Source organism: Salinivibrio sp. PR932 (genome assembly GCF_001996125.1).
Taxonomy (GTDB): domain Bacteria; phylum Pseudomonadota; class Gammaproteobacteria; order Enterobacterales; family Vibrionaceae; genus Salinivibrio; species Salinivibrio proteolyticus.
Window position 1 is genome coordinate 1 of the sequence record NZ_MUFM01000027.1, and the last position, 16,426, is coordinate 16,426.

At 49.6% G+C, this 16,426-nt stretch carries 12 protein-coding genes and 1 pseudogene; 4 read left to right on the plus strand and 9 right to left on the minus strand.

Features of this window, described 5'->3' with window-relative positions:
* The 3 genes and pseudogenes from BZG84_RS12265 to BZG84_RS12275 form a co-directional block, all read left to right on the plus strand.
* Positions 1-789, plus strand: a 789-nt coding sequence (locus tag BZG84_RS12265) for a MalM family protein (protein WP_206744475.1), incomplete at its 5' end; no start/stop codon positions are given.
* Between the two features lie 44 nt (positions 790-833).
* Positions 834-1,736, plus strand: a pseudogene (locus tag BZG84_RS12270) (carbohydrate porin); the annotation flags it as partial.
* 68 nt (positions 1,737-1,804) lie between these two features.
* Positions 1,805-2,674 carry a MalM family protein gene (locus BZG84_RS12275; RefSeq protein WP_077678265.1) on the plus strand — a complete coding sequence of 290 codons (870 nt, stop codon included), beginning with the start codon at positions 1,805-1,807 and terminating at the stop codon, positions 2,672-2,674.
* 65 nt (positions 2,675-2,739) lie between these two features.
* Here the strand turns inward: BZG84_RS12275 and BZG84_RS12280 are convergent, their stop codons facing one another.
* The 7 genes from BZG84_RS12280 to BZG84_RS12310 form a co-directional block, all read right to left on the minus strand.
* Positions 2,740-5,427: an EAL domain-containing protein gene (locus BZG84_RS12280; RefSeq protein WP_198536736.1), complete on the minus strand. Its 2,688-nt coding sequence runs from the start codon at positions 5,425-5,427 to the stop codon at positions 2,740-2,742.
* 274 nt (positions 5,428-5,701) lie between these two features.
* On the minus strand, positions 5,702-6,928 hold the full coding sequence (locus BZG84_RS12285) for an OFA family MFS transporter (RefSeq protein ID WP_108743621.1): 1,227 nt from the start codon (positions 6,926-6,928) through the stop codon (positions 5,702-5,704).
* Between the two features lie 131 nt (positions 6,929-7,059).
* Positions 7,060-7,773, minus strand: coding sequence for a LytR/AlgR family response regulator transcription factor (locus BZG84_RS12290; RefSeq protein WP_274533691.1), 714 nt, complete (start codon positions 7,771-7,773; stop codon positions 7,060-7,062).
* Positions 7,770-9,425 carry a LytS/YhcK type 5TM receptor domain-containing protein gene (locus BZG84_RS12295; RefSeq protein ID WP_077678273.1) on the minus strand — a complete coding sequence of 552 codons (1,656 nt, stop codon included), beginning with the start codon at positions 9,423-9,425 and terminating at the stop codon, positions 7,770-7,772. The genes BZG84_RS12290 and BZG84_RS12295 overlap by 4 nt, the downstream gene beginning before the upstream one ends.
* Positions 9,426-9,564: 139 nt before the next feature.
* Complete coding sequence (locus BZG84_RS12300) at positions 9,565-10,017, minus strand: CC0125/CC1285 family lipoprotein (RefSeq protein WP_069586932.1); 453 nt, start codon at positions 10,015-10,017, stop codon at positions 9,565-9,567.
* A gap of 169 nt (positions 10,018-10,186) precedes the next feature.
* Complete coding sequence (locus BZG84_RS12305) at positions 10,187-10,750, minus strand: PhnA domain-containing protein (protein WP_077479972.1); 564 nt, start codon at positions 10,748-10,750, stop codon at positions 10,187-10,189.
* 187 nt (positions 10,751-10,937) lie between these two features.
* Complete coding sequence (locus BZG84_RS12310) at positions 10,938-12,329, minus strand: L-cystine transporter (RefSeq protein WP_069586930.1); 1,392 nt, start codon at positions 12,327-12,329, stop codon at positions 10,938-10,940.
* Positions 12,330-12,699: 370 nt separating this feature from the next.
* Between BZG84_RS12310 and BZG84_RS12315 the strand changes: the two genes are divergently transcribed.
* Positions 12,700-13,605: an alpha/beta hydrolase gene (locus tag BZG84_RS12315; protein WP_077479973.1), complete on the plus strand. Its 906-nt coding sequence runs from the start codon at positions 12,700-12,702 to the stop codon at positions 13,603-13,605.
* Positions 13,606-13,639: 34 nt separating this feature from the next.
* Here BZG84_RS12315 and BZG84_RS12320 read toward each other — a convergent pair whose 3' ends face one another.
* The gene (locus BZG84_RS12320; RefSeq protein WP_077479974.1) at positions 13,640-14,992 is read right to left on the minus strand and encodes a TldD/PmbA family protein; all 1,353 of its coding nucleotides are present in this window, start codon (positions 14,990-14,992) and stop codon (positions 13,640-13,642) included.
* Positions 14,989-16,377 (minus strand): TldD/PmbA family protein, encoded by a 1,389-nt coding sequence (locus BZG84_RS12325; RefSeq protein WP_077479975.1) that lies wholly within the window; start codon positions 16,375-16,377, stop codon positions 14,989-14,991. Before BZG84_RS12325 ends, BZG84_RS12320 begins: the two co-directional genes overlap by 4 nt.
* Positions 16,378-16,426 lie beyond the last annotated feature (49 nt).

Below are 16,426 nucleotides of genomic sequence, written 5' to 3' on the forward strand. Positions count from 1 at the left end.
CTTAGTGGGTGCTCGACGTTCGTTGATAACCAATATAAGGTTGCACCGACAGGAAAGGCAGTGACGCAGATTGAAAAAGCGAAACAACTGCCGATAACAATGGACAAAGAGATAAAAATAGCGGTCACCACGCAAACACAAGTCCTCGATATCTATAGCATTGATAGCCCTGGCGTCATTTTCGACTTACCGATGGTAAAAAATGGATTAGCTATCAATATTGAGGCAGAAGTCAACGATAGTGTTTTTGTCCCAAGTGCTAAAGTCATTAACCAGTCTGGCGATATTCGTGCTGAGCTTGATGATGATGGGTTAGTCTATCTAAAGCCCCGTCTAGCCGATGGAAACCGTTTGCAAGGTAATATTAAAGTCCATCCACAAATTGGCGACAGTTCGCTCTATTTAGTTATTTTTACCGATAAAGATAAACTTAATGAAACGGTGGCGGTTAGCCACCCAGCGAAATTGGACGCAGAGGGGAGAGGGAATTACTTTCCGGAGGTAGGTGATATTCAAGTGCCGCGCGCGTTGACTGGCACGTTTTCCATCGAAGCAACCGCATTGGGCGCACGTAACAATGCTCAGTCTATCGTCCTGCCAGCGCTCTCCGCCACTGAAAGTCCGCAACAAGAAAGCGTTAGCTTTTATCATCAGGCTATTCGGGCCGCCATTGCAGACAACGATGTCGACAAAGCAATGGGCTTGCTGCGTGATGCGGAACAATTGGGTATTACTGACGCTGATCAAGTCTTTCGTGACGCGATGAAAGCACAATTAGACAAGAGGTAATCTCACCATTTAAGCCACGTTTTACATCGCGTCTTCAACAAGACATCGAATTAGGTGGTATGTCCTTTATGGGTAAGGATACCTCTATTTGGGGTGGTCAGCGTTATCTGAACCGCGCGGCTGGCTTATTGTCAGGTGAATATTGGAAGCAGTCGTCTGGGGTAGGGGCAGGCTTACAAACTAAATTGAATGGTCATACCGCTGGTGCTGCTATCGTTGTCGCTGATCCAGATGCTGGCGAAGCGTCGCGCAGTGATGACCGCACCACACTCACTTCTTATGATCTTTATTACTATGGTGTGGATGTAGGGATCGGTAGCTTAGACTTTGATTTCAAATACATGGAGCAGGCGAACAAAGACAGTAACTCTGATGATGGCTTTGGTGCTGCGATCACCCTTAACTCTAGCTACTACGGCATGGACGGCTGGACTCAAACGGCCATCGCTTATGGTAAAGGTGTGGCGCAAAACCGTGGCGTCAACTTTGGCGGCTGGTCTGGCGGCGATGAAAATCAAGAGTCGATCTTCTTAACCTCTTACGGGGTGATGAATATTTCCGACAATTGGCAAATGGGATCAGAGCTTACCTATTTTGCTGCACTCGATCAGTTGTTCGGCGCGGATGACCTAAAACGTTACATTGCGGCCGTACGTCCTTCTTATAAAGTCAATGAGAACATGCGCCTAGAGACAACCTTGTCATATGGTCATGAAGAAGGGGCTGATGGCTATTGGGGACGTTCAGGCGATGCCGTGGAAAGCGATATTTGGAACCTTGAAGTGGCTGTGCCTTTGACTGTGAATGCAGACTTCTTCGGCCGTCCTCAAATCAAGCCTTATATCATCTACATCAAAGCTGATGATAAGGCCAGCGGTGGCCAAATCGGCATCGATAATAGTGATGACGAAACCGTGATTGGTGTGCATACCGAAATTTGGTTCTAACCGATGCGTTAGTACTATCAGCGTTATAACGAGGCGGCCGAGACGGCCGCCTTTTTAGGATAGAGTTAATGACAAATATAATGAGAAATTATCAGCGCTTTAAAATGGCACTCGCAGTCAGTTCCGCGGTTTGGCTGGTAGGGTGTGCGTCTAACTTGCCGGAAGAGATGCCTGTCGCCCCCAGTCGTCAAGCCTGTTGCGAGACACTTCAACAATTACCTTACGTCCAGTTGAAAGAGAATGAGACACTGACGGTATCGCTTGACCCTCAATCGGAGGTGTTTTCATTTTCAGAGGGTAAGAGTTACACCCAAGCATTTCGTTTTAACGATCGGACAGCGCGTGCTCAGATTAGCGTAAAGAGTGTTATGCAACATGGTCGTGTCTTTATGCCGCGAGTCTTACTGTTAGATGAGCATTATCAGGTGATCAAAACACTGGGGGCGGATACGTTTACGCCGCAAACGGCTAACTTGCTTGATTCCTCTCAATTGTCGGGATCTTTCGATTCTGAGGGAGCGCGCTATATGGTCATGTACACCAATGCGACGACTCTCGGTCATAAGATTACGTTGCCACATCCGGCGAAGTTGCGTGCTCAGGAGTTAGGCGAACCAATGCCGATGGTGACTGATCCAACCTACCGTTATGCGCCGACTGGTCAAGTATCCTTCACCGTGGCAACCAAGGAGTATGCGACTGTCCTATCCAGTGACAATACAAGCGTGAGTGAATTTGTAACACACCAACGGCCCAAACAGCCCGTGGCTCAAAAGGAAACCGTGGACTTTTATAAACAAGCGATGGCCGCGGCCATCAATGAAAAGGACATCAGCAAAGCAATGGCCTTACTCAACGAAGCCAAGGCTTTAAAAATAGAAAGTGCCGATAAGACTTTTATTGAGCTAATCGAAAGCCAGCTCAATGACGCACAATGAGTTCATCTAAAAGGCAGCATTATATTGCCTTATTGTGCGTCAATTGATATCAAAAGCAGTAAGAATCATGAACCCTCATTTTCACCAAAGGTGTTTAATGCTTGCTCTGCACTCATTGGCTTGAAGAAATAAAATCCTTGAATTTCATCGACGCGCCATACATTCACAATGCGTAATTGAGAGGCGGTTTCGACGCCTTCTGCCACTGTGGTCATTCCCAACTCTTGTGCCATGTTAATGATACTGCGGACCAAGGTTTTGGCTTTATCATTGGTTTCAATTTCGCTCATGTAAGATTTATCAAGTTTGACGATATCTAACGGGAAATTGCATAAAGAACTGAATGACGAGTAGCCGGTTCCAAAGTCATCGAGCGCCAGTTGTACGCCTAATGCTTTTAACGCATGCATTCGTTTGATGGTTTCTTTATCGGCACCCAGTAGAATGCTTTCTGTTACTTCGAGTACCAGTTGCCCCGGGGCAAGTTGATAGCGATTGATCAAGCGTTTTAGGTTATCCACTAATCGTCTCGCGCCAAAGTGGGGACTGGAAAGGTTCACGTGGATCGTCAGACGATGTTGTGATTTTTTACGCCAATGTTGCTGTAGTTGTTGTAAGAATGCGCAAGCTTTTTCGAGAACAACCTCATCCAACTCAATGATTAATTTGTGTTTTTCTGCCAAAGGAACAAAAACGCCTGGTGAGACTAAGCCGAGTGAGGGGTGATGCCATCGTGCCAGTGCTTCAAAGCCAATCACTTGGTTGGATGTGGCGTTGACAATGGGTTGGAAGTAGGCGGTGAACTCATTATTTTTTAACGCAGAGACAAGATTGCGGTTGATCACCAAGGTTTCTTGCGCTGCCTGTGCGATATGTTCGTCAACGATCTCCACGTGGTATTTACTGCCGGTACGTGCTTGTTCGATAGCGTAAAAACCGCAGTGTACCAAGGTTTCAAAGTGCTGAAACTGCAGATGTGGGCCGATCAGTGCGCCTTTTAAGCCAATATCAAACTCGGCATCGGTCAGTGCAATATGGTTATCACTGGCTTTGAGGGCAAGACAGGCATGAGCCTCAAGGTCACGCTCATTGCTTTTGTCGGTAAAGACAATGAACTCGTTTTCGCTCAATCGGCCTATGGTGGCACCAACAAACTGTCCTTTTAGGGTATCGGCAATGTGTTTCACCATGCTGTCATAGGCATGATGACCATAAATCTCGTAGATCTCTCTCAGCCGTGTGGCAATAAAATAAAGTGCGAACACGCCCGTTTGGTTCGCCAATGCCGCGTTCAACGCTTTTGTTGTTGATGGGCGATTGAGTAAGCCAGACAGGGTGTCATAGTGTGATAAGGTTTCAATCAGCTCTGCTTGTTGTTTTTGTTGGCTAATGTCTTTCACGGAAAGCATCAGCGAGCTGTTTTCTCCGTCATCGAGCCTGACTGCCTCAATAGCACAAGGCAGAGTATTTCCTTTATAGCAGCGCAGGGCCGTCTCAAAGTGACTCACATCGCGGGAGCTTTGGTGATAGAGGGAGGTAAGACGTGCGAGTGTGCTCTCATCGTTACGACAGAGTTCACGAATGGATAAACTGGTAATTTGTTCTCGTTCGTACCCCAATAAATCCAATAGTGCTTGATTGACATCGATAATTTGATCATCCATTAAGATAATCATTCCCAAGTGCTGGCTGTGGTACAAGGCATCGAAGCGCGACAGCGTTTCCTTGAGTTGGCGTTCTGTTTTTGATGACGCGTGCGCTAGCGCCTTAATTTGCTCGGTAATATGGGTGAATGTATCTTTGCGTTTGTGCGATAACGGGCCGTCGCCGAGGAGGGCACTGATATCGCGCTCAAAGGAAATAAACTGTTTCGCGATTTTTCGGCGATAGAGTATAAAAACGAGTACGCTAATCAGTGATGTTATAGCGAGCATCGTCATGATCAAGTACCGGAATACTTGCCTACCTTTTTGATAGTAACGCCGCTGTTCGGTGGTTTTCAGGGTCGCGATAATCTGGTTATTTAAGTCGTACAAAGGGGTGTAGCGAGTCAGCTTGGTGTCGGTACGAACAATATGCTCGCTGGTTTCAATTTGTTTCAGAATTGCACCTTCAAGCAGGCTGTTGTCGCCGGTAAGGATGTTCTCATAGGCTGATGGGAAACGCCCAGTGAGCGCTTGGCCCCATACCATCCAACCCACTGCTGGCGCTGTGCCTGAGCTATCACGAATGGGGTTGAGACTGATCACCCAAAGGCGATTATCTATCTCTAACAGGCCGGAAAGTGGCGTCAGGGCATCATCAGGCAGCGATTGCGAAATATGCTCACGGATAGCGGCTGATTGATAAATGCGTTGGATAAACTCACGTTCATCATCGTTATTGAGCACCCGTGCCTCTACCACGCGACCGTCTAGATCAGCAAAACCCATCATACTCAACCCGAGTGAAATCAGTGTATCGGCCTCGAGATTGCGGCTGGCATATTGTGTATTCCCGTTGGTGAGTAGCCTATAGGTGTCATCCCAATAGGCCCAATCGACGGCGTACTCAACTTGATTATCCATCACGCGTTGGATAACGGCTTTTGCCTGCTGGTTGGCACGGGTTATCTCTATGTCTTCTAAATGGTTAATACCAAACAAAAAGAAATAGCGAGTCACTAATAAGCTGCTAAAGATGATCCCAACAATACCGAGAAGGAAAATCAGTGCGGCTTTGCTGTGTAGGGTGACAAACAACGTACGTGCCATGCAAAAACCTAATATAAACGCGAGGAGTGGTGAGGTGCCGTCCATTGAAAATAGGCAAGGGTTAAGGAATGATCAATAAAGCAAGGAGATATCGCCCACACTCTGGGACTTTACAGTGTAAATGATGACCTTTTAGTGACACCGTCACATTTTAGTTTTATATGAATAAGGGAAGAGTCATGGGGAGATAAGAATGATGATTGGAGAGCTAAATACCTCGCCCTGAATCACGGAAAGCGTTCAGAGCGAGGTAAAGTGCCGAGATGGCGAGCGCTTAATGGGTTGATGATTCAAGCTGCCAGCTGTGATTGACCGGTTGGTTATCACGCTTCGGCGCTTGGATAGTAAAGGCAATGCATAGCGAGAGTGCGATCATCACCAGCATGACACTGAACGCGGCGACAAAGCCACCAAATAGTGCTGCAATGACAGAGCCCATAAAGCTGCCCACACCAAAGCCAAGATAAATAAATCCGTAGTTCTGGCTGAGGTGATTCATACCAAAATAGTCGCTGACTAAGGTTGGGAAGACCGTAATTGCGCCACCAAAGCTGAATGCGACACAAGCAACTGATAGATAGAAGCTGTATTGGTCAAGTGGCATAAAGCGGAGCATGCCGACACCGGCGGCGCAGACTAACAGCGCTAAGCCAACCACTTTGCTGCGCGCCATGCGGTCAGACAGCACACCCAGCACCAGACGGCCGCCTAGATTTGCCAGTGCGATAATGGCAACGGCTTCCGCAGCGGTGGCAGCATCAAGGTGGACATAAAGTTCACCCACATCTTTAGCGACGCCAATGACATAAAGCCCACTCATACAAATCGTGACGAATACCGTGGCAAGCAGCCAAAATTGTGGCGTTTTAAAACACTCAGAGAGCGTGTAATCGGCAGGTACATCGGTCTCAGACGCGTTTGTAGCTGCTTTTTGCTGTGGTGCATCGTGCATCAGTGCGCCGCCAATCACGACCATGACACAGGCCAGAACTGCCCACATTTGAAAGCTGAGTGCGGCGCCGCCTGCGGCTAAAAAGTATAGATTGATGTATTTAAAACCTAAGCTACCTAACCCATAAGCGCCAATGGCACAAGCTGAGGCAAGCCCTTTGTTTTTTGGAAAAAAGCGTACGCAATTGGAGAGCGTCATGAGGTAGCCAGTACCGTCAGCCAAGCCAATCAGAAGGCCGGCGGTAAGATAAAGTAGCCATAGTTGGCCGACGACAGAGGTTAGCGCGAGGCTGGCGCCAAGCAATAAGCCTGCACCGATAGTTACACGGCGCACACCAAAGCGTGCTTGCAGATGGCCGGAAACGGAAGACGCTAACGCCAGTGCCAGTGTCATAATACCAAAGGTGAAAGCCACTTGGCTGACAGGCTCGTTAAGTTGGGCTGCAAGGGGAGCATTAAACAGGCTCCATGTATAGACAGAGCCAAGTGCAAATTGGGCTAATACAGTGCCAAGCAGGGTTTTCATGCCGGGGGATAAACGTGCGTTCATGGTAACGCTCCAGGGTTTTATCTATTGGGAACACCCCCAAGATACGACCCTGAATCCCCACATCAAGAGTAGGTGAAAAAGATAAAATGAGCTGCAGTTAGCGGGCATGAACTGCAGCGAGATGGCATGAATTACAACTGCATGCGTTCGCGAAACGCCTTCAGATTGCTGCGACTAACCAGCACGGGATGAGGAATACCGGGAAGAAAAACGTGGTAAGTGCTATTTAAGCCCGGTGCAATCTCGGTGATTTTATCTAAGTTAACGCAGTAAGAGCGGTGGCAACGGAAAAAGCTGGCTGGCAATTGTGTCATCAATTCACTGATGGTGTAGGGCACATAGAACTCGCCATCTGGGGTATAGACCAAGGTGGTCTTTTCGTTGGCCGCGGCGTAAAGAATGTCGGCGGTATCGGTAATACGGATCCGGTTATCGCGCATTAAATGCAAGGTATGGCGTTGCTCTGTCAGAGTATCAGCAGGAGTAGCTGCGATAGCAAGCTTGTCGAGCACGCCTTTCACGCGCGTTTCATTGAGCGGCTTTAGCAAGTAATCGAATGCCTCAAGCTCAAATGCATCTGCTGCATGCTCTTTGTACGCGGTGGTAAAAATCACAAAGGGCGGGCGCGCATCCGCGTGTAAACTGCGCGCCAGCAACATGCCATCAATGGAGGGGATGTTGATATCTAAAAACAGCACATCCACTTTATGGGTCTGCAGATATTTAAGCGCTGCTAACCCATCATCAAAACTCTCGGTGATAGTAATAGCACTGTGCTTTTCAATGAGGTATCTCAACTCTTCTTGAGCAAGATATTCGTCTTCAACAATGACAGCGCGCATTATGCCTCCTTGTTTTCGACTGTAAATGATACCCGCGTTCCTGGGTGAAGTGGCTCGACGGTGAGGCCTTGACCATAGAGTAAGATCAAGCGCTGATGAACGTTCATCAAGCCAATATGATGGCTGTCGATGGTGCCATGATAAAGCTGTTCAACAATATTAGGGTCGATGCCCACGCCGGTATCTGTAATGCTAATTTCTGCGCCGCGTTCTATCGCCCGCACTGCAATGGTGACATCACAAGGACGGCGAGAAGGTTGAAAACCGTGGCGAATGGCGTTTTCTACCAGCGGTTGTATCAGTAAAGGCGCGATATTAATGTCGGTCGTTTCAATATCAAAGTGAACGGAAAGTTTGTCACCAAAACGAGCCTGCTCTATTGCCACATAATCTTTGACTTGCTTGATAGCATCCGTAATAGGGATGAGATCTTGTGTGCGCTCTAAATTGTAACGCATAAAGTCGGCTAGATTGGCAATCAAGCCACGGGCGTCATCCGGACGCAGTCGGATCAAGCTGGAGATCGCGTTGAGAGCGTTGAACAAAAAATGTGGGTTAATTTTACTTTGTAGCGCGGCAAATTCGGCTCTACTGGCCATCTCTTTGAGCTTTTGTATGCGCGCTACTTCCATCTGGGTTGAAATCAATTGCGATAAACCAATTGCCATTTCTTGCATCGGGCGACGAATACGGTGAGGTTGACGATAAAAAACCTTTAAAGTCCCGGTGACGACGCCATTTTCCCAAAGTGGAATGATCAACAAAGAGCGAAAGTCATGCACGTTGAGATCATTGCTGATGATTTGCTCACCGGTTTTTACCGCTTGCTGAGTAAGGCGACTAATTTGGTGGTGGGCATCAATATATTGCTCCTCACCAATGCCAACATACGCCAACACATCAGCGGTATCGGTAATGGCAACGGCATCGGCACCGGTGTCTTTACGAATAATACTGCACGCTTTGGTTAAGCCTCGTGTTTCACCGCGTCGAAAGTAAGGCAACGTACGGTTGGCGATATCCAGCGCCTGTTTGGCTTGCTGGGCGGCGAGGTGTTCTTTTTCATCATCGATGTACTGTACCAGTTGAATGATCAGGCCAATACAGACGGTACCCGCAATCATCGGAAAGCTAATGGTCGCGACGATGTGCTGTGCCAGAGCTTGGTCACTCGCCAGTAAAAGAATCAGCAACATGGTCAGCGATTCACAGATCATGCCCGCTAAAATGCCATAACGGGCATAGTGCTGTTTATCGGCGCGATAATGGATCAGCGCAGACAGGCACCCAGCAATAATGCTGGCGATCAAACAGGCTTGTGAGGTTGGTCCGTCAATATCAATCAGGTAGCGGTGAATACCTGAGACGACGCCTGCTGTCACACCTACCCAAGGGCCAAACAAAATGCCCCCAGCGACGATGGCGATGATTCGCACGTTAACCAGTGATCCATCTACATTGACACCTGTGTAGGTGCTGAACAATGCAAATAACACAAATAAGGCGGCAATCAGTGCCGTTTCCATCGGGTGGCGCTGGGTTTTCTGCACAATGGTTTGGATCAGGTGGGTGCGAGTGAGCCAAAACAGCGCCATAAGGAGAAGGGCGGCGCGTTCAAACACCGCCAGCAACATTAAAAATTGGTCGTTGTACATAATCGAGCGAGGCAATGAGCAAAGAGGCGGCAGTATACACCCTTCGTCATGCCATCGATACTGACCTAGCGCAAGCATCATGGTGTACAAGCAGGCGCAAATAACGTAAGTGCCTTACCATGATGCACACTTTCGCGCGCTATTCGACCGTCACGCTGCGTAAAATAAAGGCGCTTTGATAGACCATGGCGTCGGTTTTAGGCGCTTGATGATAACCTTTTGCAATTACCATGATGGTGGTTTCGCTGGTGGTGGAGGTATTGCCGTAGCCGTAATCCCACTTCTTATCTTTACGCTCGCTATATGTGGCGTGACTGCCTTTATTGTCAACGTGTAGCTGCTCGTCACTTAAGGTGAAGTATGGATAGCCAGCGTTTTGTGCCAGCTCTGCGGCTTTGCGCAGGGCGTATTTATGGGCAATGGCCCGGTCGGTAAAGTCATTACCCACAAAACTGATGTGCCACGTGTCCTCGCTCACCGCTATCACATCAAAGCCCATGCCGAACGACCAAAAGTTCTTCTCGGTTGAGTAAGGCGTTGCACAACCGGCCAACAGCAACACTGACAAGAAGAACCAACCGCGCGTTTTCATAGTAACTCCAAGATGACTGAGAAAGGCGCGTATCATAGTGCGTGAGGCACATACCGACTAGCGGTATTTTGTATGACTCTGTCAGCGGTTTGTCAGCCGAAAAAAAACCGACGCCTTGATGGCGTCGGTTTGCATGTCACTTATCGAATTCGGCAGGTGCGAAAGTCGATTACTTACGGCGGCAGAACTCCGCAATCACAAACATGGTTTGGCCGTTTACTTTACCCTGTACATGGGTCGGATCGTCGGTCAAGTTGATGCCGCGGATCACGGTGCCTTGTTTGATCACTTGGCTTGAGCCTTTAACGGGCAAATCTTTAATCACGGTTACGTCGTCGCCTTTTTGTAGTGCTACGCCGTTAGCGTCCAGCACTCTGACGTCTTCGATATCTTGCCCCGTTTCCGCCCACTTACGGACATCGTCTTCCATGTACATCATGTCGAGATTATCTTGTGCCCAGCTTTCGCTAGAAAGACGAGAAAGTTGGCGATAGGCAACCACTTGAACCGCAGGCTCTTGGCTCCACATGCTGTCGCTTAGACAACGCCAGTGGTTCACGTCCATGTTGTCCGGGGTGTTAAGCTGATCATGACAAGTGCCACAGACCAATACGCAGCTGTTGGCTGTGGTGTCTGGCGAGTACGGGACTTCATACACAGAGAGGTTGTCTTGGCTGGTGCAAAGTTCACATTGGCCGCCACTGCGTGCCTGAAGCGTTTGTTCAATACTCATGTTTTATCTCACAACGGGCAGGGAAGTCCCTGCATTAACAATGAGGCAGAGTGTAATCGCTGACATAAATTCTTACAAGTTATAAGGGATTGAGTCAGTGAATAGAGTGGCTATATATGTCGAGTAACGCAAAAACAAAAAATGCCACGCAAACGCGTGGCATTGCCTCAATCAAGGTTGTGTAACGTTAGGCGTTAGCCGTGTCTTGCTTCACCACTTCATGGTGATCGAAAACACTTTTATCTTGGCCACCGGTTAAACGCGAGGTGAGGGTACCGGCCGTCATTGAGCCACTCACATTCACAGCGGTACGGCCCATATCAATCAAGGGTTCGATAGAAATGAGCAAGCCAGCAAGCGCAACAGGCATATCCAATGCCGAGAGTACGATCAGTGCCGCAAAGGTGGCGCCACCGCCTACACCCGCAATGCCGAATGAGCTCACAGTGACAATCGCAACCAAGGTAGCGATAAAGCCCGGATCGAGTGGGTTAATGCCAATGGTTGGCGCAATCATGACCGCCAGCATAGCTGGATACAGGCCGGCACAACCATTTTGACCCATGGTGGCGCCGAATGAAGCGGAGAAGTTGGCGCTGGCCGGATCATTGCCCAAGTTCTTCATTTGCGAGTCGATGTTAAGGGGAATCGTGGCCGCACTTGAACGAGACGTAAAGGCAAACGTCAGCACTGGGAGCACTTTTTTCAGATATTGAATCGGGCTCATGCCGACAAGGCCAATCAATACCAGATGCATCACCAAAATGGCACCCAAGCCTACATAAGAGGCAACCACAAAGTTCGCCAGCTCAAGAATTTCGCTCACGTTTGAGCCAGCCACCACTTTGGTCATTAGAGCCAAAATACCATAAGGCGTGAGGCCGATGATCATACGTACCAAGGCGCGAACAAGCTCTTGTGCCACTTCCATAAAGCGTTCAAAACGCTCGCCGAGTTCAGGCTGAGTACGCGACAAGGTAACACCAGCCATACCAACGAGTGCGGAGAAAATCACCACAGCGATGGTTGACGTCGGGCGGCTGCCGGCGAGATCTGCAAACGGGTTTTGCGGGAAGAAAGAGATAACCATATCCGCCAGTGATAAGTCTTCGACTGAGCCCAAGCGTTGCTCCAGAGCAGCACCGCGTGCCATCTCACGCGCCCCTTGTACGATATCTTGCGCAGACAAACCAAAAAGGTTGCTCACGAATACACCAATGAGCGCAGAGGCGGCGGTCGTGGCAAGCAAGATGCCGATGTTCAGGCTAGAGATTTTGCCCAGCGAGCCAGAGTCTTTCACTTTTAAAATCGCGCCGATAATTGACACGGTGATCAGCGGCATGATGATCATTTTAAGCAGGCTGACGTAGCCGGACCCGACGATATTGATGTAGCCAATGGTTTCGCGTGTGATTGCACCGTCGGCACCGTATAGCGCTTGTAGGGCAGCACCAAATGCGACCCCTAAGCCGAGGCCTGTAAACACACGTGTGGATAAGGATTTTTGTTGCTTGTGCAATTTGACAAGCACCGCCAGCAACAGCGCAAAAGCGATCAGATTTAAAAGGATAACTGTCATAGTCGGCGTTCCAATCTAGAGAATTATAATAATTTGAGCGTGAGATCCCGCGGATGTCGCTAATGGATCGATATTGCCTCGCATCTTATGCCGACTGGTGCACATAATGAAGACATATGTCACAGTGCAATTAGATAAAAAAAGCACTTGTTAAAACTAAATCGAATATGGCGCAACGATTGCGCGACTATTGATGGTATAGTGTCCAATAGAAAGCATGCATTAGGTCAACCTATTTTAAAACGGGTGTTCGTTCTATTAATACGACAAGGCTTCCGGTAAGGTGGCGACGTGTGTTAATCCCCAGACGCCGTGATGATTGGTGTAGCAAACATTAGGAGTGGTGTGTTATTGACGTAAAGGATCGCAAATGAGCAGAAAAGTCTATTTTTCAACGCCGGGTCGTTTTAGCGCTAGACGTGCGCTCGTGGGAGCGGTGAGCCGTTGTCATCATCGCTTGGCGCCTCGTCATGCTAAAAAAGTGGCACGAAAGCTCTTTCTCACTCCAACCCGCAGTCCAATGGCAAACCCAGAACCGGAAGGCTTGGTGCGTGCGCAAGTACAAAGCCAAGAAGGGGTGTTGCAAATGTATAGCCTTGGCGCTGGGCCAACTTGGTTGCTCACGCATGGCTGGTCGGGGTCTGCCAGCCAGTTCTTTCCACTCATGGCGCATATCGCGTCACTGGGCTTTCGTGCGGTGGCATTTGACCATCCTGCTCATGGTCAAAGCGGTGGAGAGGAGAGCCATATTCCCGGCTTTGTGCAGGCGATCAATGATGTATTAGATCAAGTTGATAATGTCTCTGGGATCATTGCGCATAGTATGGGCGCTGCCGCGGTACTCGAGAGTCAGCATCCGCAGATGGATGATTTACCGCTCTTTTTGGTCGCACCTGTGCTGAATTATCGCGAGAATTTATATGCCACAGTCCGAAAATCGGGGTATTCACTGAAGCTGTTTGATGAAATTGTCCGAGAAGTGGGTGATCAACATGGTTATCCGATCGAGACTATTGAGCCGCTCGAAAAATTGTCGCGTCGCCGTCATCCGGTGGTGATTGCCCACGATAAAAATGATCGTTTTGCTTCCTTTACCGTCACCGAAAAAGCCACTGACTACCCACATGTGACTGTGCTAGCTACCGAAGGGTTAGGGCATGGGCGTATTCTTACCAGTGACGTCGCCTTGCAGGCATTTACCGACTTGGCGGCAAAGATGAATCCAGCGGTACAAAGCGTAGAAGCACAAACTGAGAATAAAAAGGCATCAGCCTAAACCGATGCCTTTAGTGCCTTTAGAAGATGCGATGTTATTCACCCGCGATGGATAAGCGGGCGAAGCGGATGCGTGGCGCAAAGAAGGCGCCATCATAGTTGGGTAACACGGTATTGCCGATCGCCTCTATCTCATTGAGCATGGTATAGAAGTTACCCGCCACCGTTATCCCGCGAACCGGACGAACGCGTTTGCCATCTCGGCAAACAAACCCACTTGCACCGAAAGAGAAGTCGCCACTGATGGCATTCGCGCCTGAATGCACCCCTTGCAGTGACACCAACTCAAGGTATTCACCGGCATGTACGTCTGCATCACTGTGTTTACCTGCGGCAATCACATCATGACGAGAGGTGACATCCAAACCGCCTTTGGGGCTGCGGCCCGCGTTCGCCGTATGGGGAACACCAAAATGCTGTGCTGTGGCGCTGTTGTGTAAAAAGCCGACTAAGACGCCGTTTTCAATCAAAGGCGTGTCGGCGGTGGCAAAGCCTTCGCTATCAAACGCTTTAATACGCATCCCGCCATCAAGTCTTGCCACATCGGTGATGGTGAGCGCCGTATCTGCAACGGGCTTGCCGACTTTTTCACGCCACGGATTAGTCCCGCGCTTGGCCGCATCGCCGGAGAAGCAGCTGCCAAAGGCGCCCAGCAATTCGCTGAGACAATCATGCTCAAAAATCACCGGATACGAACCGGTTTTCACTGGGCCACCCTCGAGCAAGGCGTCAGCGGTTTGGTAGGCCAGTTGAGTTGCATGGGCGCGATCAAGATCAGCAAAGCGGCGTGACACTGACGCGCCGAGATGCATCGCTTGCTTACCGTCGTGATTGAGCAGTGCTGCGGTGTAGCAACTAAAGCTACGTTCGCTGTGATAGCAGCGTGTGCCTAAGGTATTGGCAAGCAACTGATATTGGGTTTGCTCACTGTAACCATTATAGGGCGCACCCGTTGCGCGGGGTTGGCTGACCACCTCTTGCTCAAGGGCCAGCGCCAACGCAATCTTGTCTTCAATCGGCGTGTTATCTGCTTGCAGTAAGCTAGGATCCTGCTGATCAATTTGCTGCCCTTCAGCGCGAATTTGCTGATCCGGATCGGCCTTGGTAAAGCTTGCGTTGGTGAGTGCGGCGTTCACCATGCTGGCAAGGCTGTCGCTATCTAGCGATTCTGAATAGCTGGTGGCGACTTGATCCCCTTTGATCACTCGCACACCAATCACTTGACCGGCGGTGACTTTGTGCTCGGAGAGATCGCCTTGGTCGGCTTTGAGTGACAAGCTTTCGCTGGCGTTGGCAATCACGTCTGCTTGCGCACCTTGCTGTTTCACCAAGCTGAGGACCTGATCGACGGCATCGCTTAGGGTTGCTTTAATGGTTTGCTCACTCATGCGTTACCGCCTCCTACTAGGATGTTATCGACTTTCAATGCAGGTTGGCCCACGGTGGTGGGGACTGAGCCGCTCACCGAGCCACACATACCGGCGGCAAGGGCAAGATCTTTGCCGACCATGCTGATTTCTTTAAGCACCTTAGGCCCCGTACTGATTAAGGTGGCAGACTTGAGTGGCACGGTGATCTTACCGTCTTCGACCAAGTAAGCTTCTTGGACCGCAAAGTTAAATTCGCCGGTGCCGGGCTGTACTGAGCCGCCCCCCATCTTCTTGGCGTAGATGCCACGCTCCATGGAGCCAATCATGGCGTCTAAGCTGTCGTTGCCGGGCTCAATAAAGGTGTTTCGCATCCGCGAGGTCGGTGCGAATTTATAAGACTCACGTCGGCCAGAGCCGGTGCGCGCATAACCGGTTTTCAGGCTGCCCATGTGATCGACCATAAAGGAGGTGAGCTTACCGTCTTTGATCAACTGGGTATGCTGGGTTTCCATGCCTTCATCATCGATATTGATTGAGCCCCACGCATTCGCCAAGGTGCCATCGTCCACCGCGCTCACCACAGGGCTTGCAATCATTTCGCCCATTTGGTCATGGAAGACGGAAGCTTGCTTAGCAACCGAGGTGGTTTCTAACAAATGGCCACAGGCTTCATGGAAAATCACCCCACCAAAGCCGTTGCCAATCACCACCGGCATTTCGCCCGATGGGCAAGCTTGGGCTCCGAGTTTAACCAGCGCTTGTCGTGCGACACGTTCGCCAAGCTCAACCGGATCGATATCCTGATGGAATTCCCAGCCTGTGAGCGCGCCAGGGGCATCAAAGCCCGTTGACTGCTCCTCACCGTTAGTGGCGACCGCTGTGGCGGCAATACGGGTGTAGTGGCGGGTATCTGTGACATGCAGGCCGTGAGAGTTAAAAATCTCGACCTGTTGCTCGCGTTGGCCGACACGACCAATAATTTGTGCGATCTTATCGCTTTCGGCACGAATACGCGCATCCACTTGGCGTAAGAACGCCACCTTATCCGCCACATGTTGATCTGCCGATAACGGCTCAGACACCGGATGTTTGTCATTTAAATGGGACAAATTAAGTGGACCAGCGGTGGCGATTTGATCGCGCTTATCACGCGCGCACAGCAAGCTGGTGACTTTTTTCAATTGTTCTTCATCGCGGCTGTTGGTGTAGCCATAAAGCACTTTGTGGCCGAAAAACAACCGGATACCAATACCAAAATCAATCCCTGAGCTCACTTTATCCACCTCACCAGACAACAGCTCTACGTTGCCTGAGTGATGGCGTTCGACAAAGAGTTCGGCGAAATCCGCGCCTAAAAACAGGGCATGGTCAATCACCGACTTTGCCGTTGATGGATTCAGCATACTTCCTCCTAAGAAGTGTGTTAGCGAACCTTTCATTCTACCAAGCTTT